Source organism: Haloechinothrix aidingensis (assembly GCF_013450155.1).
Taxonomy (GTDB): Bacteria; Actinomycetota; Actinomycetes; order Mycobacteriales; family Pseudonocardiaceae; genus Haloechinothrix; species Haloechinothrix aidingensis.
In genome coordinates, this window is the sequence record NZ_JACCKD010000008.1 from 104,139 (window position 1) to 125,313 (window position 21,175).

General features: G+C 70.3%; 22 protein-coding genes and 1 riboswitch. Of the genes, 8 read left to right on the forward strand and 14 right to left on the reverse strand.

All coding sequences use genetic code 11. The features are described 5' to 3' along the window. Nucleotides 1-10 precede the first annotated feature (10 nt). A complete protein-coding gene (thiS, locus tag H0B56_RS19520; protein ID WP_425484551.1) occupies nucleotides 11-214 on the reverse strand; it encodes a sulfur carrier protein ThiS in 204 nt (67 codons plus the stop codon). Further along, the gene (thiO, locus tag H0B56_RS19525; protein ID WP_180894555.1) at nucleotides 211-1,326 is read right to left on the reverse strand and encodes a glycine oxidase ThiO; all 1,116 of its coding nucleotides are present in this window, start codon (nucleotides 1,324-1,326) and stop codon (nucleotides 211-213) included. Before thiO ends, thiS begins: the two co-directional genes overlap by 4 nt. Beyond that, nucleotides 1,322-1,435, reverse strand: a riboswitch (TPP riboswitch). It overlaps the preceding gene by 5 nt. A 68-nt stretch (nucleotides 1,436-1,503) precedes the next feature. On the opposite strand from thiO, the gene thiE reads away from it, so the two are divergent. Further along, nucleotides 1,504-2,181, forward strand: a complete 678-nt coding sequence (gene thiE, locus H0B56_RS19530) for a thiamine phosphate synthase (RefSeq protein WP_180894556.1) — start codon at nucleotides 1,504-1,506, stop codon at nucleotides 2,179-2,181. 85 nt (nucleotides 2,182-2,266) lie between these two features. On the opposite strand, the gene H0B56_RS19535 is transcribed toward thiE, so the two are convergent. Continuing rightward, entirely contained in the window at nucleotides 2,267-3,145 is an 879-nt protein-coding gene (locus H0B56_RS19535; RefSeq protein ID WP_180894557.1) for a hypothetical protein, read from the reverse strand. Between the two features lie 147 nt (nucleotides 3,146-3,292). On the opposite strand from H0B56_RS19535, the gene H0B56_RS19540 reads away from it, so the two are divergent. Continuing rightward, entirely contained in the window at nucleotides 3,293-4,246 is a 954-nt protein-coding gene (locus tag H0B56_RS19540; protein WP_180894558.1) for a pyridoxal-phosphate dependent enzyme, read from the forward strand. A gap of 43 nt (nucleotides 4,247-4,289) precedes the next feature. Here the strand turns inward: H0B56_RS19540 and H0B56_RS19545 are convergent, their stop codons facing one another. Continuing rightward, nucleotides 4,290-4,943, reverse strand: coding sequence for a TetR/AcrR family transcriptional regulator (locus H0B56_RS19545; RefSeq protein ID WP_343063966.1), 654 nt, complete (start codon nucleotides 4,941-4,943; stop codon nucleotides 4,290-4,292). Between the two features lie 100 nt (nucleotides 4,944-5,043). Between H0B56_RS19545 and H0B56_RS19550 the strand changes: the two genes are divergently transcribed. Then, nucleotides 5,044-6,492 (forward strand): carotenoid oxygenase family protein, encoded by a 1,449-nt coding sequence (locus H0B56_RS19550; RefSeq protein WP_180894560.1) that lies wholly within the window; start codon nucleotides 5,044-5,046, stop codon nucleotides 6,490-6,492. Between the two features lie 10 nt (nucleotides 6,493-6,502). Here H0B56_RS19550 and H0B56_RS19555 read toward each other — a convergent pair whose 3' ends face one another. Further along, entirely contained in the window at nucleotides 6,503-7,186 is a 684-nt protein-coding gene (locus H0B56_RS19555; protein ID WP_180894713.1) for a DUF3159 domain-containing protein, read from the reverse strand. 203 nt (nucleotides 7,187-7,389) lie between these two features. Between H0B56_RS19555 and H0B56_RS19560 the strand changes: the two genes are divergently transcribed. Then, complete coding sequence (locus tag H0B56_RS19560; protein ID WP_180894561.1) at nucleotides 7,390-8,274, forward strand: GDSL-type esterase/lipase family protein; 885 nt, start codon at nucleotides 7,390-7,392, stop codon at nucleotides 8,272-8,274. 285 nt (nucleotides 8,275-8,559) lie between these two features. On the opposite strand, the gene H0B56_RS19565 is transcribed toward H0B56_RS19560, so the two are convergent. The 8 genes from H0B56_RS19565 to H0B56_RS19600 form a co-directional block, all read right to left on the reverse strand. Continuing rightward, nucleotides 8,560-11,445, reverse strand: coding sequence for an AfsR/SARP family transcriptional regulator (locus H0B56_RS19565; RefSeq protein WP_343063967.1), 2,886 nt, complete (start codon nucleotides 11,443-11,445; stop codon nucleotides 8,560-8,562). A 162-nt stretch (nucleotides 11,446-11,607) separates the two neighbouring features. Beyond that, the gene (gene thpD, locus H0B56_RS19570) at nucleotides 11,608-12,510 is read right to left on the reverse strand and encodes an ectoine hydroxylase (protein WP_180894562.1); all 903 of its coding nucleotides are present in this window, start codon (nucleotides 12,508-12,510) and stop codon (nucleotides 11,608-11,610) included. Nucleotides 12,511-12,673: 163 nt separating this feature from the next. Next, nucleotides 12,674-13,084, reverse strand: coding sequence for an ectoine synthase (locus tag H0B56_RS19575; protein ID WP_180894563.1), 411 nt, complete (start codon nucleotides 13,082-13,084; stop codon nucleotides 12,674-12,676). 58 nt (nucleotides 13,085-13,142) lie between these two features. After that, nucleotides 13,143-14,393 carry a diaminobutyrate--2-oxoglutarate transaminase gene (ectB, locus tag H0B56_RS19580; RefSeq protein WP_180894564.1) on the reverse strand — a complete coding sequence of 417 codons (1,251 nt, stop codon included), beginning with the start codon at nucleotides 14,391-14,393 and terminating at the stop codon, nucleotides 13,143-13,145. 104 nt (nucleotides 14,394-14,497) lie between these two features. Beyond that, the gene (gene ectA, locus H0B56_RS19585; RefSeq protein ID WP_180894565.1) at nucleotides 14,498-15,004 is read right to left on the reverse strand and encodes a diaminobutyrate acetyltransferase; all 507 of its coding nucleotides are present in this window, start codon (nucleotides 15,002-15,004) and stop codon (nucleotides 14,498-14,500) included. Nucleotides 15,005-15,276: 272 nt separating this feature from the next. Further along, a complete protein-coding gene (locus H0B56_RS19590; protein ID WP_343063968.1) occupies nucleotides 15,277-16,140 on the reverse strand; it encodes an Abi-alpha family protein in 864 nt (287 codons plus the stop codon). A 337-nt stretch (nucleotides 16,141-16,477) separates the two neighbouring features. Next, on the reverse strand, nucleotides 16,478-17,074 hold the full coding sequence (locus H0B56_RS19595; RefSeq protein ID WP_180894566.1) for a methyltransferase domain-containing protein: 597 nt from the start codon (nucleotides 17,072-17,074) through the stop codon (nucleotides 16,478-16,480). A 170-nt stretch (nucleotides 17,075-17,244) separates the two neighbouring features. Beyond that, nucleotides 17,245-17,727 (reverse strand): DUF4383 domain-containing protein, encoded by a 483-nt coding sequence (locus H0B56_RS19600; protein ID WP_180894567.1) that lies wholly within the window; start codon nucleotides 17,725-17,727, stop codon nucleotides 17,245-17,247. Between the two features lie 247 nt (nucleotides 17,728-17,974). On the opposite strand from H0B56_RS19600, the gene H0B56_RS19605 reads away from it, so the two are divergent. The 3 genes from H0B56_RS19605 to H0B56_RS19615 all read left to right on the forward strand — a co-directional run bounded on the left by H0B56_RS19605 (nucleotide 17,975) and on the right by H0B56_RS19615 (nucleotide 19,839). Further along, nucleotides 17,975-18,550 carry a hemerythrin domain-containing protein gene (locus H0B56_RS19605; protein WP_180894568.1) on the forward strand — a complete coding sequence of 192 codons (576 nt, stop codon included), beginning with the start codon at nucleotides 17,975-17,977 and terminating at the stop codon, nucleotides 18,548-18,550. Nucleotides 18,551-18,648: 98 nt separating this feature from the next. Next, nucleotides 18,649-19,482 (forward strand): aldo/keto reductase, encoded by an 834-nt coding sequence (locus tag H0B56_RS19610; protein ID WP_180894569.1) that lies wholly within the window; start codon nucleotides 18,649-18,651, stop codon nucleotides 19,480-19,482. A gap of 66 nt (nucleotides 19,483-19,548) precedes the next feature. Beyond that, nucleotides 19,549-19,839: a hypothetical protein gene (locus H0B56_RS19615; protein ID WP_180894570.1), complete on the forward strand. Its 291-nt coding sequence runs from the start codon at nucleotides 19,549-19,551 to the stop codon at nucleotides 19,837-19,839. Nucleotides 19,840-19,882: 43 nt separating this feature from the next. On the opposite strand, the gene H0B56_RS19620 is transcribed toward H0B56_RS19615, so the two are convergent. Next, a complete protein-coding gene (locus H0B56_RS19620; protein WP_343063969.1) occupies nucleotides 19,883-20,713 on the reverse strand; it encodes a CPBP family intramembrane glutamic endopeptidase in 831 nt (276 codons plus the stop codon). A gap of 164 nt (nucleotides 20,714-20,877) precedes the next feature. Here H0B56_RS19620 and H0B56_RS19625 point away from each other — a divergent pair, with 164 nt between their 5' ends. After that, nucleotides 20,878-21,141, forward strand: a complete 264-nt coding sequence (locus tag H0B56_RS19625; RefSeq protein WP_180894571.1) for a Prokaryotic metallothionein — start codon at nucleotides 20,878-20,880, stop codon at nucleotides 21,139-21,141. Nucleotides 21,142-21,175: the final 34 nt, after the last annotated feature.

Here is a 21,175-nt window from a genome sequence, read left to right on the forward strand (position 1 = left end):
TCCAGCCGGCTCAACCACCCTGAACCGCGGTCAAGATCTCCACCCGGGCGCCCTGGCTGAGCTCCTTGCTCGGCCAGTCGGCCCGCGACACCACCTCGCCGTCCATCGCGACGGCGATACCGGAATGCGCCTTGCCCAGATCCGTGAGCAGCCGCTCCAGAGTCGTACCTTCCCGGATCCGCCGCTCCTCGGCGTTGACCAGTACAGAGATCACGCTGACTCCCTTCCAGCGAGGTAGCGGCGCGGGTGCGCCGCGTCGACGTGCGCGGGCACCGGAAGACCACCGAGCTGGGCGAGCACGGCGTCGGCGGTGACCGGCGCGAGCAGCAGCCCGTTACGGTGGTGCCCCGAGGCCACGTACACCCCGTCGTCCAACCTGCCGATCAGCGGGACGGTGTCGGAGCTCGCCGCACGCAGCGCGGCCGCGGCCTCCACCAGCTCGTACTCCACCACGCTCGGGAACACCTGCTCCGCGCGTTCGAGCAGGTCCCGCACACCACCGGCGGTAACCGTCTCGTCGTACCCGGCCTCGTACTGGGTGGCGCCGAGCACGAGCTCGCCGCCCTCGCGCGGGACCAGGTACATCGGCCTGCCCTCGACCATCGCCCGCACCGTCACGTCCGGAGGAGGCAGGCTGCTCCTGCGCGCGCGCAGCCGCAGGATCTCCCCCTTCAGGGGCCGAACGGCCTCGCGCAGCTGCGGGTGCAGCAGGGCGCTGCGGGCACCCGCCGCGAGCACGACCACGTCCGCCGTGTGCTCCCGCGCTGCCGTCACCACCCGGTCCGCGGCGACCTCGGTGACCTCCTCGCACACGATGTGGCAACCACGGCGGGTCGCGGCGGCGCGCAGCGAGCCGAGCAGCTTCCTGGTATCCACGGCGAGGTCGCCCGGCACGGACAGGCCGCGCCGCACCGAGGTCGCCAGCCCCGGAACCATGGTGCGCAGCGTCCGGCCGGACACGATCTCGGCGTGCCGCCCGGCGCCGTGCAGGTACGCGGCGAGAACCTCGAGATGCTCGGCGTCGGCACGGTCCGCGGCGGCCACCACGGTGCCCGCCGTGGACAGCCCCGGATCGGACGCCTCATGGCGCAGCTCGGCCGCGAAACCCGGCCACCTGCGCAGCGACTCCTCACCGAGCTCAAGCGCGGACTCCTCGCCGGGCCAGGCCTCGGTCGCGGGCGCCAGCATGCCGCCTGCCACCCAGGAGGCACCACGGGCCGGGACGGGGTCGAACAGTGTCACCGCGTACTCGCCGGACAGGCGCCATGCCACGGACAACCCGATGACGCCGCCACCGACTACGGCCACACGTCCGTCGCTTGTCATCAACTCTCACGCTCCCTGCGCCGGTATGACCCGGATCAGGTTCCACGGTCGGAGCCGTCGCTCCCTCTCAGCCCGGCATCTGCATCCATGGGCTCCCGTGCGGACGGTTACCACGGTATCGCGAGTCGCCCCGGTTAGCCACCGTGCACGGCGGGGCCGGAAGGTACCGTGACGACCATGCCCGGCCGCACAGCTGACCAGATCCGGAACCGCCTGTCCGATGCCCGCCTGTACCTGTGCACCGATGCCAGGACCGAGCGCGGCGATCTCGCGGAGTTCGCCGACGCCGCCCTCGCAGGCGGGGTGGACATCCTCCAGCTGCGGGACAAGCGGGACGGTGTCCCGCTGGAGGCCGCCGCCGAGCTGGCCGCGCTCGAGGTTCTCGCCGAGGCCTGCGCGCGGCACGGGGCGCTGCTCGCGGTGAACGACCGCGCCGATATCGCCCTGGAAGTGGGCGCGGACATCCTGCACCTGGGCCAGGACGACATCCCGGTCTCGCTTGCGCGGCGGATCGTCGGGCAGGCCCCGGCCATCGGGCGCTCGACGCACTCGACCGCGCAGGCCAGGACCGCGGCACAGGAGGCGGGGGTGGACTACTTCTGCACGGGCCCGTGCTGGCCGACGCCGACCAAGGAGGGCAGGACCGCTCCCGGGCTGGACCTGGTGCGCGCGACGGCAGGCTCGGCACCGCAGCGCCCGTGGTTCGCCATCGGGGGCATCGACAGGGCACGCCTGCCCGAGGTTCTCGAGGCCGGTGCGCAGCGGATCGTGGTCGTGCGCGCCATCACCGAGGCGGACGACCCGCGTGCGGCGGCCGCCGAGCTGTCCGCGATGCTGCGCGACGGCGACCGCTGACACCCGGCGCGGGGTGCGAGCCGAGGGACTCCTCGGGTACCACATACGCACCGAAGAGGCCCTTCGGCTCGGCCCCGCCCAGCCACTAGCCCGACTCGTCGTGCTGCGGGGCGCCCTGGTCGTCGGGGAGTTCGAGATCGCCGTCGTCCGGCTCGTCGACGGGCTCGCCGTCGCGCTCCTCCGGCTCGTCCTGCTCCTCCTCCGGTGGGGATTCGTTCCCCTCGGTCGGTTCGGGGGCGTCCGTGTCCTCCGGCGAGGTCGGCTCGGGCGCCTGCTCGTCCTGCTCGCCGGAATCGTCCTCCCGGGGAGACGGTGCAGGTCGGTCCCCGTCGTCCCCACCGATCACGGTGCCGATGGTGGTGCCGCCCTGCCCGGAGACGGCATTTCCCGTGATCCGCTCGAAGCCCGTGATGGCCAGCATCACCAGCAGGAACACCGCGAAGCTCGTCCCGATAACCAGGGGCCAGCGCACCCGCCGCAGCGAGAAGCGTCGCGTCCCCTCCTGCGCGGCCTCGTCCTGCTGGTCCTGCTCGTCCTCCTCGCCTGCGGAGCCGGGATCCGGCTCGTCCAGCGTGCCGGTGAAGCCGGTCGCCTCGTGCGGGGGCAGGCGCTCGCCGGTGGGAGCGTCCTCGGCCGGGGTCGGCCCGGTCGGCAGGCGGAACGTAGCGGTGGCGCCCGCGTCGGCGGTCTCGCCGTCCCCGGCAAGCCCCGACGTGCCGTTCCTGGCACGCGCCGTGACCTTCGCGCGCCTCGCGGCGTCCTTGGTGCGCTCGAACGAGCGCAGGTACAGCTCCGAGCCGATGGTCAGCATGAAGCTGAAGATGCCCGCGCCTGCGATGGTGCCGTAGACGCCGAGCGTGGACGCCAGGAACGCGGCCGTCAGCGACGCCAGTGCCGTGGCACCGACCTGCGCCGGCCGGAGGGCGCTCTTCTTCCCGGCCTTCTCGGAGGACTGCTCGCTCATCACACCCGCTCATGGTGTCGCAGGGGACGGAAGACATTCCGCCTTCCGCACTACACCACGCTTGTCACACCGTACTCGTTGCCCGCGGTGACCGCTACCACATTTTTGTCTACAGTGGACAGCTTTGATATCTGCGACAATGTCGTGGTGGACCGAGTGACGATCACCGATATCGAGGCCGCTGCCCGGCGCACCGGCGAGGCCGCAGTACGGACGCCGCTACTGGCGCAACCCTGGTCGACCGGCAGGCCGCTGTGGTTGAAACCGGAGAGCCTGCAACCCACCGGCGCGTTCAAGATCCGCGGGGCCTACAACGCGATCGCAGCCCTGGACGACGCCGACCGCGCGCGGGGCGTGGTCACCTACTCCAGCGGGAACCACGCCTCGGCCGTCGCGCGCGCCGCGTGGCTGTTCGGCGTTCCCGCCACCATCGTCATGCAGGACTCCGCGCCGCAGGTCAAGGTCACCGCAACGGCGGCTTACGGGGCCGAGATCGTTACCGTGGCCATGGCCGACCGGGAACGCGAGGCCCAGCGGCTCGCCGAGGAGCACGGAAGGCGCATCGTCCCGCCCTTCGACCATCCTGACGTGATCGCCGGGCAGGGCACGGTCGGCATCGAGATCGTCGAACAGCTCGGTGACGTCGACGTCGTCCTCGTCCCGGTCGGCGGGGGCGGGCTCGCATCCGGCGTCGGCACCGCTGTCCGGCACCTACGGCCGCACGCCGCGGTCGTGGCAGTCGAGCCGGAGCTGGCAGGCGACACCGCCCAGGGACTGCGTGAGGGGCACCGGGTGGACTGGCCGGGCGAGCTCCGGGCCCGCACCGTCGCGGACGGCCTGCGTACCCAGCCTTCCGAGCTGACGTTCGCGCACCTGACCGAGGTCGTCGACGCGGTCGTCACCGTCACCGAGCAGGAGATCCGGGACGCGGTCCACGCTCTGGCGCTGCGGTCCCGGCTGGTCGCCGAACCGAGCGGGGCGGTCGCGGTGGCGGCGGCTCTCTACCGGGACCACGAACTTCCACAGGGGCGCACCGTGGCCGTGGTCTCCGGCGGCAACATCGACGCGGACCTGCTCACGGAGATCGTGTGCGCGGGATGACGTGCCGCCGTGACGTGCGCCCACCCGGCTTCCGGCGGCGTGTTCAGCCGCCCCACACCCGCTGAGCCGAGGCCCGGGCCGCATCCCCCGTGTCCCCGAGGCCGATGACGAGGTTGATCGCGATGGGTGTTCCGACGATGTCCATCCCCCTACCGAGCTCGCCGAAGTAGCCCGCGATCTCCAGCAGGACGTAGCCGTGTATCGCGCTCCAGACCTGCCCGGCCACCGCGGCCGGATCGCCGGTACGCAGCCGTCCCGCGTGCATGGCCCGGGACACCACGGTCTCGAGCTGACCGAAGGCTTCCTGCCCCTCCGGTAGGTGCTCCCCCGGACCGTCGCTGGTCACGTCCCCGCCTGCCAGGCGATGCCCGGCGGGTGCCGAGATACCGAACATCACGCTGTACAGGTTCGGGCTACCCAGGGCGTACTCGCGGTAGGCATCACCGAGGCGGAACAGGTCCTCCACCGGGTCCGTACCGCGGGGTACCTCCGCAAGCCGGGTGTTGAACCGGTCGAAGCCGGTTCGCGCCACGGCCTCGACGAGCCCGCCCATCCCACCGAAGTGGGTGTACACCGCCATCGTGGACACACCGACATCCGCGGCGAGCTTGCGTGCCTGCACGCTGTCCGGACCACCCTCGGACAGCAGGTGGATCGCGGCGTCGACGAGACGCTCACGGGTGCCGGGCTCGGCCACGTTCCCTCCCACCGTTCGGGGTCATTGCCATTCTTCCATAACGGTGTTATACATGGCCCGTACGGATCCATAACATCGTTATTCCGGATGCGAGCGCGCGATGGACGCACCATACGTCGCCGGGAACTTCGCCCCCGTGCGCCACGAGCACACGCTCACCGATCTGCCGGTCACCGGGTCGATCCCGGAGCACCTGGACGGCCGGTTCCTCCGTAACGGCCCCAACCCGATCTCGGAGATCGACCCGGACACTTATCACTGGTTCATGGGCGACGGCATGGTGCACGGCGTCCGGATACGGGACGGCAAGGCGGAGTGGTATCGCAATCGCTGGGTACGCACGCCACACGTGGCCGAGCAGCTCGGTGAACGGCACGGCGGCGGCGAACACCGCGCGGGTTTCCAGAACGTGGGGGCCAACACCAGCGTGCTCGGTCACGCCGGCCGCACGCTCGCGCTCATCGAGGGCGGGGTGGCGAACCACGAGCTCACCCACGAGCTCGACACGGTCGGCCCGTGCGACTTCGACGGCACGCTGCCCGGCGGCTACACGGCCCACCCCAAGCGCGACCCGGACACCGGTGAGCTGCACGCCGTGTCGTACTTCTTCGGCTGGGGCAACACGGTGCGGTACTCGGTGATCGGTACCGACGGCCGGGCCCGCCGCACGGTGGACATCGAGGTCACGGGTTCACCGATGATGCACGACTTCTCGCTCACCGAGAAGCACGTGGTGCTCTACGACCTACCCGTCACCTTCGACGCCCGGCAGGCTACCGCGGCTACGGTGCCACCCGGCCTGCGCGGGCCGGCACGGCTGGTGCTGTCCGCCCTGGTCGGCCGGGTACGTGTACCCGACCCCGTCACCGCCATGATCGGCCGCAGGCTGCGCCCCAACTCCGCCCTGCCCTACCGCTGGAACCCGCGCTATCCGGCGCGTGTCGGCGTGTTGCCGCGCGACGGTGACGCGCGTGACGTGCGGTGGTTCGACGTGCACCCCTGCTACGTGTTCCACCCGCTCAACGCCTACGACGACGGCGACACCGTCGTGCTGGACGTGATACGCCACCCCAAGATGTTCGACACCGACCTGCGCGGACCGAACGAGGGCACCCCCACCCTCGACCGCTGGACCGTGGACCTCGCCGCGAGGACGGTGCGCGAGGACCGGCTGGACGATCGCGGGCAGGAGTTCCCCCGGCTCGACGAGCGGCTGGTCGGTCGCAAGCACCGCTACGGCTACTCGATCACCACCGGTGCCCGGCTGGATCCCGGCGGCGCCGTACTCAAGCACGACCTGACCACGGGCGAGGTACGGCACCGTTCCTTCGGCGCGGGTCGGCAACCGACCGAGTTCGTCTTCGAACCGCACCGCCCGGACGCGGCCGAGGACGACGGGGTGCTCATGGGGTTCGTCTACGACGCGCCGAACGACACCAGCGACCTGGTCCTGCTCGACGCCGGCAGCCTGGACACCGTCGCGAGCATCCACCTGCCCACCCGGGTGCCGCACGGCTTCCACGGCAACTGGGTACCCGAGGGGCGGTGACGGCCCGGAGTCAGCCCTCGGCACGCGGGGCCGCCCGCGGGTGCCGGATACCCGGGTGGCCGTCGGGCAGCGCGCGATGGAGCACCCAGCCGCTCACCGCGACGCACAATGCCACTAGTGGCCAGGTCAGCACGGCCCGCGCCACCCCGAGCGAGACAACGTGTCCGGTGGCCCACAACGCACCGAAGACCACGACGCGCACGGTGTACTGCCCGACCCACACCCAGCTCGCCAGGGAGTACGCCCGCAGCAGGTCCGGGTCGCGGCGCCACCGGGTGCGCTGGCCGAGCACCGCGCCGAGCACCACGCCCAGCATCGGCCAGCGCAGCACGATGCTGCCCGCCCACACCAGGGCACTCGCCATGTTGGCGAACAGCTGCAGCAGGAAGAAGTCCTGCGCGCGGCCGGTGTAGAGCGCGATGGCGGACGCGACGATCACAGCGGCCAGGCTCAGCACCACGGCCCGCGCCTTCTGCCCCCTGAGGAGCCGGAACACCCCGATGACCGCGCTCACCGCGACCGCCACGACGGCACCCCACACGATCGAGTGACCGGCGACGAGCCAGGCCAGAACGAAGGCCAGCGGGGGCAGGCTGGCGTCCACCGCGCCGCGACGCCCGCCGAGCAGCTCGGCGAGCGAGACATGCTCCACAGTGGCCGACGGGGTATGCTGCACGTTCCCACCCTGCCGCATGCGCTCCATACAGGTAAGCCTAACCTGCCGTGCACCCTGGGGGTACGCTGGAGAGACGGGCCCGCACCGGCACGCACTGCGCTGCCTTCCGGAACGCCGGTTGCGCACGGCTCAGGCATGGGGGATCGGCAACACTATCGTGCGCGGCGCGTGCCCGGGGGAAACGGCATGGTTGTTCACGATGCAGCGGAAGGGAGTGAGTGGTGCATTCGTTCAACAGCTACATCGCGATCGGCGACAGCTTCACCGAAGGCCTCAACGACCAGTTGCCCGACGGCTCCTTCCTCGGCTGGGCCGACCGGCTCGCCGCCATGCTCGCCGAGGACAAGCCGGACTTCAAGTACGCCAACATCGCGGTGCGCGGCAAGCGCCTCGACGTGATCATCGAGACGCAGCTCCCTGTCGCTCTCGAGTTACGACCCGACTTCGTCACGGTGTGCGCCGGCGGCAACGACATCCTGCTACCCGGCGTCGATGTCGACGACGTTGCGGCCCGCTTCGACGACATGATCGGGCGGCTGCGCGCGGCAGGGATCGACGTGCTGCTCTTCGCAGGTCCGGACACCAAGCAGATGTCGGTGATGAACCGGCTGCGCGGCAAGATCGCCATCTACAACGCCGACATCCGCGCCATCGCCGAGCGGCACGGGGCCAGCGTCGTGGACCTGTGGGCGATGGACGTGCTGCGCGACCCGCGCGCCTGGAGCGAGGACCGGCTGCACTTCACCGCCGAGGCGCACCGGCGCATCGCCCTGCGCACCGCCGAGACCCTCGGCATCCCCACAGAGGAGGACTGGCGCAAGCCGCTGGGCAACGCCGACGAGGAACGCGAGGCCGAGAAGAACAACTGGATCTCCCAGCGCCGCTCCGACATCGAGTGGACACGGGCCCACGTGCTGCCGTGGATCGGCAGGCGCATCCGCAGGGAGTCCCTCGGCGACGGGGTGCTACCCAAGCGTCCCGAGCTCACGCCCGTCGAGCCCGACGAGCGGATCCGGACGGTGTCGCCGAACGGTCATGCCGGTGCACCGGCCACCGAAGACACCGGGACGGGCGGCGACCCGGTAGATGCGCGCAGCGGGGACTGACGGGGCCGCAGGAGCCGCTAACCGGAGCCGTCAACTGGCGCTGTCAACTGGGGGCAGCCGCCGACCGGGCGACGGGTCGAGTCACGCGAGCCGGTCGGCACGTTCCCCCACCCGCGCCGACCGGCCCACCCGCCCGCACCCGCGGGGCGGGCACGAGGTGGCGCCGGGGTCATAAACCAGCAGGCCATCCGAGTACCGGGCCGCGGCGCTGCGCCGCGTCGCAGCGATCACCCGCGCCACCCCGTGCAGGCTAGCGTCGCCGCAGCCCGCGCCACTAAGACCACGCTAAGGCCCGCGCGGTTCCCGGCTCGGCGCACCGAACTCGGCTCGCACCCGTTTCAGCTCGGCGCGGAGATCGTCCACGTGCGCGTCACCCACCAGCTCGTGCAGCTCCAGCGCCGCGGCCAGCTCGGTGCAGGCGCCGTCCAGGTCACCGCGCGAGCGCAGCACGCGGCCGAGGATCAGCCTGCCCACCCCCTCCTGCAAGGTGAAGTCCCGCTCGGCCGCCAGCTCGATGGTGTCGCGCGCGGTCCGCTCCGCCTCCACGAGATCGCCCGCGTACAGCTTCATCTCCGCCAGGTTCGCCAGCCCCCGGATCACATCCCCGTGCAGGCCCAGCCGCGCGTACATCTCGAATGCCCTGCTCTGGAACTCGATCGCCTCGGAGTAGCCACCGGCTCGCTTCTGCGCCTCGGCGTAGTTGTGCATCGCCTGGACGCGCAGGGTCTCATCACCGATACTCTCCGCTTCGGCGAGCGCCGCCAGCTGCGCGGCGAACGCCTCCGAGTGCCTGCCGAGCGAGGTCAGCGCGCAGCCCCTGTGGATACGTGCCGTCACCTCGAGCGAGCGTTCACCGAGCCGCTCGGCGATCTCCAGTGCCCGCTCGGCATCGTCGAGCAGGCCGTCCAGCCGTTCGAAGATCAACCGTGCGGCGCAGCGCGAGATCAGCATCCAGAACAGCGCGTGCTGATCCGCCGCCTCCCGCGCCGCGCTCAGGCCCGTGTCGACGAGGGCGATCCAGTCGTCCCAGTGCGGCCGGTTCACCCGGTACGGGTGAGCCAGCCGCGCGAGCTGCCAGACCTCGGCCACACGGCCGGCCGCCAGGCCCCGGCGGACCATGGCCAGCACGTTCGGCCATTCCGCGGCGAACCAGTCCAGCGCGCGGTCGAAGCCGTCGACATCCGGGACCGCCTCGGCCGGGACCCGGTGACGGCAGTCCAGCCCATCGACGACCGTCCCGAGAGACCGCCGTGCGGTGTCGGCGACAGCCAGGTAGTAGTCCAGCGCGCGGGTCAGCAGCACGCAGCCGGAGTCGTCCTCCCCGTGGCGTGCCAGCTCGGCGGCGTAAGCACGGACCAGGTCGTGAGCGACGAAGGTGTCCGGGGCACTCTCGGTGAGCAGGTTCTGCGCGGCAAGCCCCCGCAACCTCCTGCGCGCCTCGCTGACGTCGATCACGCACAGCGCGGCGACGAGGTGCGGACGCACGGCGCCGCCGGGAAAGACGCCGAGCGCGCACAGCGTCTCCGCCTCGGTCGCGCTGAGCTCCGCCACCGAGACGTCCAGCGCGGCACGCACCCCGATGGGGGCCTCGTCGGCTCCCGTGCTGTCCAGCTCGAGCGCGCCGAGCCTGGTTCGCTCGTCGTGCAGTGCACCGATGAGCTCGTGCGCCGCACCCGGCGGGCGCCCGGCCAGCCGGGCACCGACGATGCGAAGCGCGAGCGGCAGGTACCCGCACAGCTCGGCGAGCGTACCGGAGAGCTCGGCCAGCTCCGGCCGATCGTCGGTCAGCTCGGTGATCACGCGCGCCGCGTCGCAATGCCGCAGCGTGCTCAGCGTCAGCAGCCTGGCGGCGGCGGACACCGCGAGATCGTCCAACCGTGCCCGGGAGGTCACCACCGTGACCGCCCCCGCGGCAGGGGCCAGCAACGGGCGCACCTGCGCTGCGGTGCGCGCGTCGTCGAGCACCACGAGAACCCTGCGACCGGCGAGCAACGACCGGTACAGGCCCGCCCGCTCGTCCACCGTCTCCGGAAGCTCCGAGGAGCGAACTCCGAGACCATTCAGCAACTGGGCCAGTACCTCGACGGGGTCGCGCGGCGGGTGGTTCGGGTCGAAACCGCACAGGCCCGCATACAGCACCCCGTCGGGGAACCGTTCCGCGACACGGTGCGCCCAGGACAGCACGAGCGCGCTCTTGCCGACACCCGCTGTGCCCGAGACGATACCGACGACGTGGCTGTTGCTGCCCGCCCGCGCCAGCAGGTCGTCCAGCCACTCGAACGCCGCGGCTCGTCCGGCCAGCGCCGGGATCGCGGGCGGCAGTTGCATGGGTGCCACGTGCCGCGCCCGGTCTTCGTCGTCCTTGTCACCTGCGTCGAGGTCGTCGGCCAGCACGCGGCCGTGCAGCTCGCGCAATCCCGGGCCGGGTTCTATGCCGAGCTCCCTGACCAGGCGCCTGGAGAAATTGTGGTACGCGTCGAGAGCGTCGGCCCTGCGCCCCGAGTGATACAGGGCGCGCACCAGCTGCCCGGTGAACCGCTCGGAGTGCGGGTTCTCCCGCACCAGGGCGCCGATCTCCGCGATCGACTCGGAATGCCTGCCGAGTTCGAGCTCGGCATCGATCCTGGCGCCGTGGATCGCCAGGCGCAGCTCCTCGAGGTCCGGCGCCGTGATGAACTCGCCGACGTCGGCCAGTACCGGCCCCCGCCAGAGCGCGATCGCGTCGGCGAGCACCCCGGCGCGGCGGGCAGGCGCCATCCGCTCGGACCGTTCGAGCAACGCCCGCGCCCGGTGCGCGTCCACCCGCTGCTCGTCGATCATCAGCTGGTAACCGGGCGATACCGTGCGTAATTCGACGCGGGGCACAGCCTCCGGGACGGCTTCCTGTGCCCTGGCCAAGGTGCGGCGCAGGCTGGATACGTGACCGTGCACGATGGTGCGAGCCGTCGCGGGCGGATCGTGCCCCCACAGCGCGTCGATGATCTCGCCCTGCGCGAGCACCTGATTGGCGTTGAGCGCGAGGAGTGCGAGCACGCCGCGCGCGCCGGGCCCGCCCACCGCGACCGGACGCTGATCGACAAGCAACGTGACCGGGCCGAGGAGCTGGACCCACAGCCCGCCACCGGCCGGGGCGGGCACGCGGTCGCGTTCCGCCCCGTCCCTGGTGCCCACGTCCGCCTCCTGTACCCGCGCTGGTGAGCGGGGTTTGGTACCGCGTCGCCGTGGGGCGCCTGCTGGTGGATCAGCGCCCCACGGCACCCACGGCGGACAGCCTAGTCACTCGCCGCATCACGCGTGGCCCAAAACACAAGCCCGGCCGGGCCGCGCGGGACATCAGCGGGACAGTGGAGTGAAGTCCCGGTTCGCGATGAAGTTCGGCCGCGGCTCGTCGGCGGCGAACGGCTCGACGAGGGCGTTGGTCACGCTGTTGAACACGATGAAGATGTTCGAACGCGGGTACGGGGTGATGTTGTTGCCCGAACCGTGCATCACGTTCGAGTCGAACCACAGGGCGGATCCAGCCTGGCCGGTGAACTGCTCGATACCGTACTCGGCGGCAAGCTTCGTGATCTCGTGCTTGCTCGGCACACCGATCTCCTGCTCCCGCAGCGAGTCCCGGTAGTGGTTACGCGGGGTCTCGCCGGCACACGGCACGAAAACACGGTGCGATCCGGGCATGACCATCAGACCCCCGTTGAACGGGTAGTTGTCGGTGAGCGCGATCGAGCAGCTCACCGCGCGGGGTACCGGCATGCCGTCCTCGGCGTGCCAGGTCTCGAAGTCCGAGTGCCAGTAGAAGCCCGCGCCTTCGAAACCGGGCATATAGTTGACCCGGCACTGGTGGACGTAGACGTCGTCGCCGAGGATCTGGCGCGCACGGTCCAGCACCCGGGAGTCGTGTACGAGCTCGGTGATGAGCTCGCTCAGCCTGTGCACCTCGAAGACCGAGCGCACCTCCCCGGACTTCTTCTCGGTGACCACTCGCTCGTCACCGGCGAGCTCCTGGTCGTTCGACAGCCGGGTCAGCTCCTGCCAGTAACCCTGCACCTCCGCCGGGGAGAGCAGCTGCTCGACGACGGAAAACCCGTTGGACTCGTGCGACGCCAGCGTGGCGGCATCGAGTGGACCGTCCTGTTCCGTTCCCCAGACGGCAGGATGGGTCCGATCGAACGGTTCACGCTCACCGGCGGTTCGGGTCGGGTAAGCGTCCGCGACTCGCGTTCCCGTGAGCATCATCCCAGTAGCCTCCTCGCGTCAGGTTATGTGCTTCCTTTCCTCGGTCGGGTCACGAAAGTCCACTGCCCCGGGCAGCGCTGAGGCCGACCGGGGCGGTGCGAGTGCTAACGCTATTCGGTTGTGTACCCGCTTTCGGGTACTTGTATGCGCTTATGCGCTGTACTCAGGCAGAGACCTCGTCCTCGCCGTCCTCGACGACGAGCGGGTACACGCCGTTCTCGTCGTGCACCTCCTTACCCGTCACCGGCGGGTTGAACACGCACACCGCCCGCATCTGCGTCGTCGGGCGGACCTGGTGCTTCTCGTGCTCGTTCAGCAGGTACATCGAGCCCGGCCGCAACGGGTAGGTCTCGCCGGTTTCCTTGTCGGTGAGCTCGCCCTCACCCTCGACAATCAACACGGCCTCGATATGGTTAGCGTACCAAAAATCGTTGACCGTTCCGGGGTAGAGCGTGGTCTCGTGCAACGAGAACCCGACCTTCTCCTTGGCCAGCACGATGCGCTTGCTGCGCCAGTTCGGCGTCTTGATGTCGGCCTCGGTGTCGGTGATCTCGTCGAGGGTACGGACGATCACTTCTCGGTCTCCTTCTGTCGTTGTCGCCACCTGTGGACGTACCGGTGCGGCCGTCGGCTCAGCGCAGCGTCGCGGCCACCGACTCCTTGATTATCCCGAGGCCGTGCTCCACCTCGTCGTCGGTCACCGTCAACGGCGGCAGGAGCTTGGCCACCTCCCCGTCGGGACCGGAGGTCTCCATGAGCAGGCCGCGCTCGAACGCGGCGGCACACACCTTGTCCGCGGTCTCGCCGTCGGGGAACTCCAGCCCGCGAGCGAGCCCGCGCCCCTTGGCGACCAGACCCAGATCCGCGTGCTCGTCGGCGATCTCGGTCAGCACCGCGCCGACCCGCTCGCCCTTCGCCCTCGTGGACTTCTCCAGGGAGTCGTCGGTCCAGAAAGTACGCAACGCCTCGGCCGCGGTGACGAAGGCCGGGCTGATGCCGCGGAACGTGCCATTGTGCTCGCCGGGGGCCCACACGTCCAGGTCCGGGCGGATCAGCGTCAGTGCCAGCGGCAGCCCGTACCCGCCGATCGACTTGGACAGGCAGATCATGTCCGGCTTGATGCCCGCGTCCTCGAAGCTGAAGAACGGTCCGGTCCGGCCGCAGCCCATCTGCACGTCGTCCACGATCAGGAGGATCTCGCGGCGCTTGCAGATCTCGTCGAGACTGCGCAGCCAGTCCAGTTCCGCGGCGTTGATGCCGCCCTCGCCCTGCACGGTCTCCACGATGACCGCGGCCGGTTCGTTCAACCCGCTACCGGAGTCGTCGAGCAGCCGCTCGAAGTACAGGAAGTCCGGGTAGGCACCGCCGAAGTAGCTGGCGTACGGCATGGGTGTGGCGTGCACCAGCGGGATACCGGCCCCGCCGCGCTTCATCGAGTTACCCGTCACCGACAGCGCGCCGAGCGTCATGCCGTGGAACGCGTTGGTGAAGTTGATGACCGCTTCCTTACCGGTCACCTTCCTGGCCAGCTTCAGCGCGGCCTCCACGGCGTTGGCACCGCCCGGCCCGGGGAACGTCACCTTGTAGTGCAGGTCACGCGGACCGAACACGACCTCGTCGAGCGCGTTCAGGAAGTCGCGCTTGGCGACGGTGTGCATGTCCAGCGAGTGCGTCACGCCGTCCGAGGAGATGTAGTCCAGCAGCGCCTGCTTGAGCACCGGGTTGTTGTGCCCGTAATTGAGGGCACCCGCCCCGGCGAAGAAGTCCAGGTAGGGTTTCTCGTCCTCGGTGTACAACCAGCTGCCTTGCGCCCGGTGGAACACCACGGGCCAGCCGCGGCTGTAACTCCGCACCTGCGATTCAAGCTTCTCGAAAATGCTCACAACTACTCCGTCCGGTCGCCTGTCGGCGATCCTCCTATATGTGGTCCATACGTTGCTCTTCGTTGTGCGATAGTGCGATTGTCCCGTGGCGCCGCGCGTACCGCCTATCGCGCCGACGACCGGGGGAACGGGCCGATGCGGAAGTGCTCCTCCGGCTCGTGCGTAGTCTCGCTCGGGAAAACGTCCTTCTCGAACAACCAACTGGTGGTCAGCTGCACATTCCAGCGTTCGGCGAGCGACCGGAACAACGCGTTCGAGGCGTGATTGTCCGGCGTGACGGACAGCGTGATGTACCGGGCGTCCTGCTCGACCACCCTGGTGGTCAGTGCGTCGACCATCGTTCGCGCGAGCCCTGTTCCACGCTGCGAATCGTCGACGGCCAACTGCCAGAAGAATACCGTCTCCGGCGAGCGCTGCTCGCGGAAACCCGTCAGGAAACCGACGACTTCCCCGTCAAAACGGGCAACAACCGACGTATCGTGAAACTGGTAACAACAGAGCAGGTATGTATACGGGGGATTCAGGTCCAGCGACCCCGAATCTCGTGCCAGGCGCCACATGGCCGCGCCATCGCTCACGGACGGCTGTTCGATTACTACGTTCCCGGACATGTCACCGCACTATCCAACACACGGGTGCACCCCACGCACGCACCCTGACTTTCGTGGCTCCCGCCCGGTGCGCGCCGACGAATATCGACCTCCTCCACGACTCGGGGAAGCGGGAAACCTCGGATCTCAACCTAACAGAACCGCACGCCGGCAGCCGTCCCGAACGCGTGGCCGGGCCACGCTACCTGCGGTAATGGTGAAACCCGTGTGATGATGCCGACGCAGCGCTACCGATCATGCACCGGATTCTGCTATTCGCGCAGGAACCGCGCTCAGCGGCGCTCCGCCGTGTTCGGGCAGCCGGTGGGGTCACAGGCCTGCCAGAAGCGCGCACCGAACCGCGAGAGGCGGAGTGTGTTGCGCGTCACCTTCGGGCGCTTGGTCGCTTCCAGTGCCGTGCGGACCTCTTCCTCGGCCAGCAGGATCTCGTACTGGGTCTGCAACGTGGTCGACTCGTCGCTGAGTTCGGCCAGATCGAGCGAGCACAGCCGCGTGACGTAGTGCGGGACGAGTTCGGGCAGCGTGACCCCGGCCGCCTTGCCCAGGCTCGACATGTTCCGCAGCACGGTGTTGCCGGTTCCGCTGACACCGCTTCGCTCCGCGACGTGCACGACGGGGAACGGGGACCCGTCGGACAGCGCGGAGACCATGCGGGCCTCATCGGGCGTGAGCTGCCGCAGCACCACGGCGTACAGGTACTCCAGCGCCTCGTCCTCGGTGTAGCCGATGGAGCGGTTCAGCAGCTCGGCCATGGCCGCCCGGAGCGGCTCGAGCTCGCCCTCCGAGCCCGTCGGGAGGGCAGCTCCCCCGAAACCGCTCCCGGCCGAAGGCCCTGCGGTACCGTAGCCGTCCCCGTGGCCCGCGGCGGGCCTGCGCAGCGGGGCCAGGTAGGGGTCGGTGACATCGTCCAGCCGCTTGCCGAGCTCGGTCAGTGCCACCTGCTCGAGCTTGTGCAGCTCGCGCTCGGCCGCCTCCGCGCCGGGCAGCCGTTTGGCCAGGTCGTAGCTGGTGCGTGCCGCCTGGCCGACGAGCTTGCCCGCCATGCCGAACAGCCCGCCGGACGGGTCCCCGCCACCGCCGTCGCCACGGCCGCGGCGATCACGCTGCGATCCAGCGGGGAGCTGTTCGAGTGCCACGTGGTCCTCCTTCGACACGGATCCGGGCGCGCGGCGGGTGAGCACGCAGACGTACCGGCAGTATCACACTGCGCGTCGGGCAGGGCGATACCGGCCGGGCGTGACGTTGCCAGGGACACACTCGCACTCCCGTGCGCGCCCGCTCCACCGGGTACCGCGCCGCGCCGGCCCACACCACACCGGCGGGAGGGAGCCGAAGGTGACCGCTGGTTCTTCTAAGGAGCCGAACGTGACATTGGGCTCCCACCTGAGCGGCCGCCCGGCGATGCGACGGGAAGGAGCCGAAGGTGACCTCGGTTCCTTAGAAGGAGCCGAACGTGACATTCGGCTCCACCCCCTACGGGGTGGTGGCCATGACGAGGGTGTCGATGGCGGTGCGGTGGCCGTCGTCGGTGGGGACGGTGCGGGTGACCTGCTCGGCGCGGTGCACGCGCAGCGCGTCCAGCGCGCCCGACACCAGGTCGACGGTGTACAGCACACCCTCGTCCTGGGGCCCGCCGGTCCCGTGCGTGAGGTTGTCCCTGTCGTGGCCGACGACGAGCAGGGAGCCACCGGGGGCGACCGCGCCGGCGACGGCCCGCAGCACCGGAACCAGCTCGGCGTGCGGGATCTGCAGGTACGCGACCAGCACCAGGTCGAAGGCGGCGGCCGGGGGTTGCCAGCCGGTGACGTCGGCTCGCACCAGGTTCAGGTCGACCGCGCGTTCGGCCGCGAGCGCTTCCGCGCGGGACAGTCCGACCGGCGAGAAGTCGACGGCCGTGACCCGCCACCCCTGCTCTGCCAGCCAGACGGCGTTGCGGCCCTGGCCCGCGGCCACATCCAGCGCGGTGCCCGGTGGCGCGTCCGCCAGCTCGGCCGCGACGAACTGGTTGGGGGCATCCGAGAAGAGCGGCTCGCTCGCGGCGAACTTCGCGTCCCAGTCCTCGCTACGCACCGACCCTCCCGAACGGCCGAGTAGTTCGTGGGGGCCTGTCTACCACACCCCGCTGCGCTCGGGTACCGATGTTCGGCGGTCACGGCGGCAGGCCGGGCCCCACTCCAACCGGGTGCGCTCCCCGATCCGGGCCGGCACAGTAGCCGCCGGGACCGCAGGGCAGCGTGCGGTCACCGGGCCGTCAGGTTGCTTCCGGTCCCCATGCCGGTCCCCCTGCCCAGCAAGAGGCCGGTGATGACCATGCCGAGCCCGAGGGCCGCGTGCAGGATCGTTCCCGCGGCGTCGGCGGGCAGTACGTTCGCCGCGGAGTGCTGCCCGACGAACATGCCGTACATCCACAGCGCCACGTAGACGACCCCGGCCCCGAGCAGGAACGACCTGGCCGGTATCGGCCTGTCGATCGCGGTCAGGCCCCACGCGCCGATGGCGGCGTTCACGAGATTGTGCAGCACCGATACCTGGATGCCGCCGAACAGCATGGCTCCGGATCCCGGGCCCGCCACACTCAGCTGCGTCAGGTCCGACGTGAGTCCGGGAACGAACCCAGCCACACCGAGCACGACAAGCAGGCACGCGAACGCCGCCGCTACCGACCGCACCGGCGACCGCCGGATCGGGACGGTGGTCGGCGTCTCGACCCGCAGTTGTGCCATGGGACTCACCCCTTTCCACTGACGTCACCGGGCGCGGCGACTTCGGCCCGCCGGGAGACAGCCACGACGTTCATCCTCTGTGGAGTCGCCGTGCTCGCGAGGCATGACGGTCGACCCCGAAGGGCGATTACCCGCGACGGCCCATCATCACACCCCGTGCGGGCCGTCCCGGCCGGGATTGTCGTGACCGTCACACGGGTACCCGGGTGGTGACGTACCGAGCGCGCAGGAGACAACGGAGCGCAGGATGACGACGACCAACGGCGACGAGGAACTCGTCCAGGCCATCCACGGCGAGCACCGCGAGATCGAGGGCCTGTTCGAGGAGCTGGAACGGGACACGGCCGGCCCGGAGTACCGCAGGCAGCTTGTGGATCACATCATCGCCACGCTCGTCCGGCACATCACCGTCACGGAGCAGTACCTCTATCCCGAGGTGCGCCACCGGGTCCCCGACGGGTCCGTGCTCGTCGACCAGCTGCTCGACGAGCACGCGCGTGCGGAAGAGGCGATGAAGGAGCTCGAGCGCACCTCACCCTCGGACGCGCGCTTCGAGCAGCTGCTCGGGTCGCTGGCCGACCGCACGCGGCAGGGTTTCGACAGCGAGCGGGAGCGGATGCTGCCACAGCTCGAGGCGGCCTGCGGCACCGATCACCTCAACCGGCTCGGCGCCAAGATGGCGCTGGCCAAGGACAGCGCACCGACCCATCCGCATCCGGGGGCGCCGGACAAGCCGCCGAGCAACCTGATCATCGATCCGGGAATCGGCATCGTCGACCGCATCCGGGACGCCTTGGCGTCGTCCCACGTCTCCGGCGCGTGAGCTGCGGGGTAACAGGGTACGCGGCCACCGGGGTTTAGGGTTCCCGGTGACCGACGCGGAGCGCCGCGTACGCATCGATCGACCACACGGAGCACGGCATGCGGTACCTGCGACTCACCGACGACGCACAGCTGCCCGTACTGGGGCAGGGCACCTGGGGTATGGGGGAACGCTCCGAGCATCGCTCGGGCGAGGCGCGTGCGCTGCGGCACGGGCTGGACCTGGGGCTCGGGCTGATCGACACCGCCGAGATGTACGGCAGCGGCGGGGCCGAGGAGGTGATCGCGGAGGCCGTCCGCGGCAGGCGCGACGAAGCCTTCCTGGTGAGCAAGGTCTTCCCGCACAACGCGAGCAAGCACGGCGCGATCGAGGCGTGCGAGCGCAGCCTCACCCGGCTCGGCACCGACCGTATCGAGCTGTACCTGCTGCACTGGCGCGGCAACGTCCCGCTGGAGGAGACGCTCGAGGCGTTCGAGCGGCTCCGCTCGGACGGCAAGATCCTGCACTACGGCGTGAGCAACTTCGACCCCGCCGACCTGGCCGACCTGTGGGCGGAGGAACTCGGCGACCGGGTGGTGACCAACCAGGTCCTGTACAACCTCTCCCGCAGGGGCCCCGAGTACGACCTGCTGCCCCAGTGCCGCGACCGGGACGTTCCCGTGATGGCCTACTCGCCGATCGAGCAGGGCAGGCTGCTCGGCAACGGCACGCTCCGGCGCGTCGCCGAACGGCACGGCGTCACGGCCGCGCAGGCGGCACTGGCCTGGGTGCTGCACCAGCCGGGCGTCTGCGCGATCCCGAAGGCGGCCAACCCGGAGCACGTCGAGCAGAACGCGGCGGCCCTTGACCTGGCGCTGACCGAGGATGACCTGCGTGAGCTGGACCGGGAGTTCCCGCCCCCGGATGCCCCCACCCCGCTGGCGATCCTCTGACCAACCCCGCGAACCGGGGCGGGCACCCGGCGGTTTCGGGGTGACGGTATCGGGGCATCCCGGGGTATGACCGCACGACGCCAGCGCCCGCTCTCCCGCGAGGAGTACGCACGCGGACTGCCTGACTATCACGACCCGACCGCGGGCTGGGCCGGAGCGGCCCCGATGTACAGCGCGCTGACCCTGCGCCTGTGGGTGTCCGGTATCGGCATCCTCTTCTGCGTGGCCACCGGCATCGTCGCGCTGCGCATGGACGGGTGGTTGTGGTTCGCGCTCGTACTGTTCGCCGTCGCGCTCGGCCTGCTGATCAATATCGGGTGGGTAGCGCACCGCAAGCGGCGCGGCGAACCGGGCTGACCAGGCTGCCGGGCGCACGCACCGGCGCGTGGCGCGAGACCGCCTACACGTCGACGTCCACCCATCCCGTCGTGGCGAAGAGCAGGGCGACGGCGGGCAGGAAGTTGTTCACCTGGTGGGTGACGATGCTGGCCAGCACGTTGCCGGTGTACATCCTGGCGAGTCCGATCGGTATGGACAGCACCAGCAGGAGCGGGCTGCGCAGCACCTCCAGGTGCGCCACGGAGAACACGACGCTGGTGACAAGCAGGATCAGCCAGCGGTTCCACCGCCAGTGCTCCAGCGAGCTCCAGAGCACCCCTCGAAAGATCAGCTCCTCGCACAGCGGCGCCACCAGCCACACCCCCACGAACATGGTGACCCCGGCCAGCACACCCAGGTGACGGCCCGCGAACACCTCACCGACAGCCGAGCTGGCGTGATCCCGGCCGACGGTCTCTGCCCAGATGACCGAGGCAGGCACCGTGACAACGAGGCCGACCGCCCCGATGGCCAGTCCCACCTTGAGGTGCCGCCAGTTCCACCGCGCCGCGAGCTCGCGGCGCACCCGTGCCACACGGTCGCCACCGGCGAACAGTGCCGTACCGGCCACCGCGACCACGGCCGCGAGTACCGCGGGCACCACCACGGACGCCACGAGCGCCCCCGGCGGGAGCCCCTGATCCCGAGCGCCGAACAGCACGAACGGCACCACGATGAGCACGGAGGCGACGACGAACGCCACCTCGGAGACCAGGAACACGGCGAGCAGGATCAGGCCCGTGCGCCGGCCACGCGGCTCCCGAGTCGTGAACTGTCCCTCGATGCGTCCTCCTCCCCGTGGACACGCCGACACCGGACCGATACCGGCCCCGGCATCGCATGCCCCGTGCACGGCCGGGCTCTCCGGGCGCGGCAGCGGATGGGCGAGCCTACTGGTCCCTCCCGCCGGATAATACGGCGCGCGGCACTCGCCCGGCGTAGAGGCGGTTTGATCTCGCGGGCCGGTGGGAATCCCCCAGTGGCCAGCCGAACATGCGCGCGAGAGGAGATGCCGCGATGGCTACGTGTGAGACCTGCGGAAACGACTTCGAGCAGGCCTTCGAGGTGCGCATGCCCGATGGATCCGGCCATACGTTCGACTCCTTCGAATGCGCGATCACCCGCCTCGCGCCCACCTGCGCGCACTGCCGGTGCCGCATCATCGGGCACGGGGTCCACACGACCGAGGCGGTCTACTGCTGCGCGCACTGCGCACGGAGCAGCGCAGACCCCCTCGGTTCCGTACTCACCGACTCGGCGCCGGCGGCAGGAGCTTCCTGACCCAGCCGGGCGAGGCGACGGAACGGAACGTGAA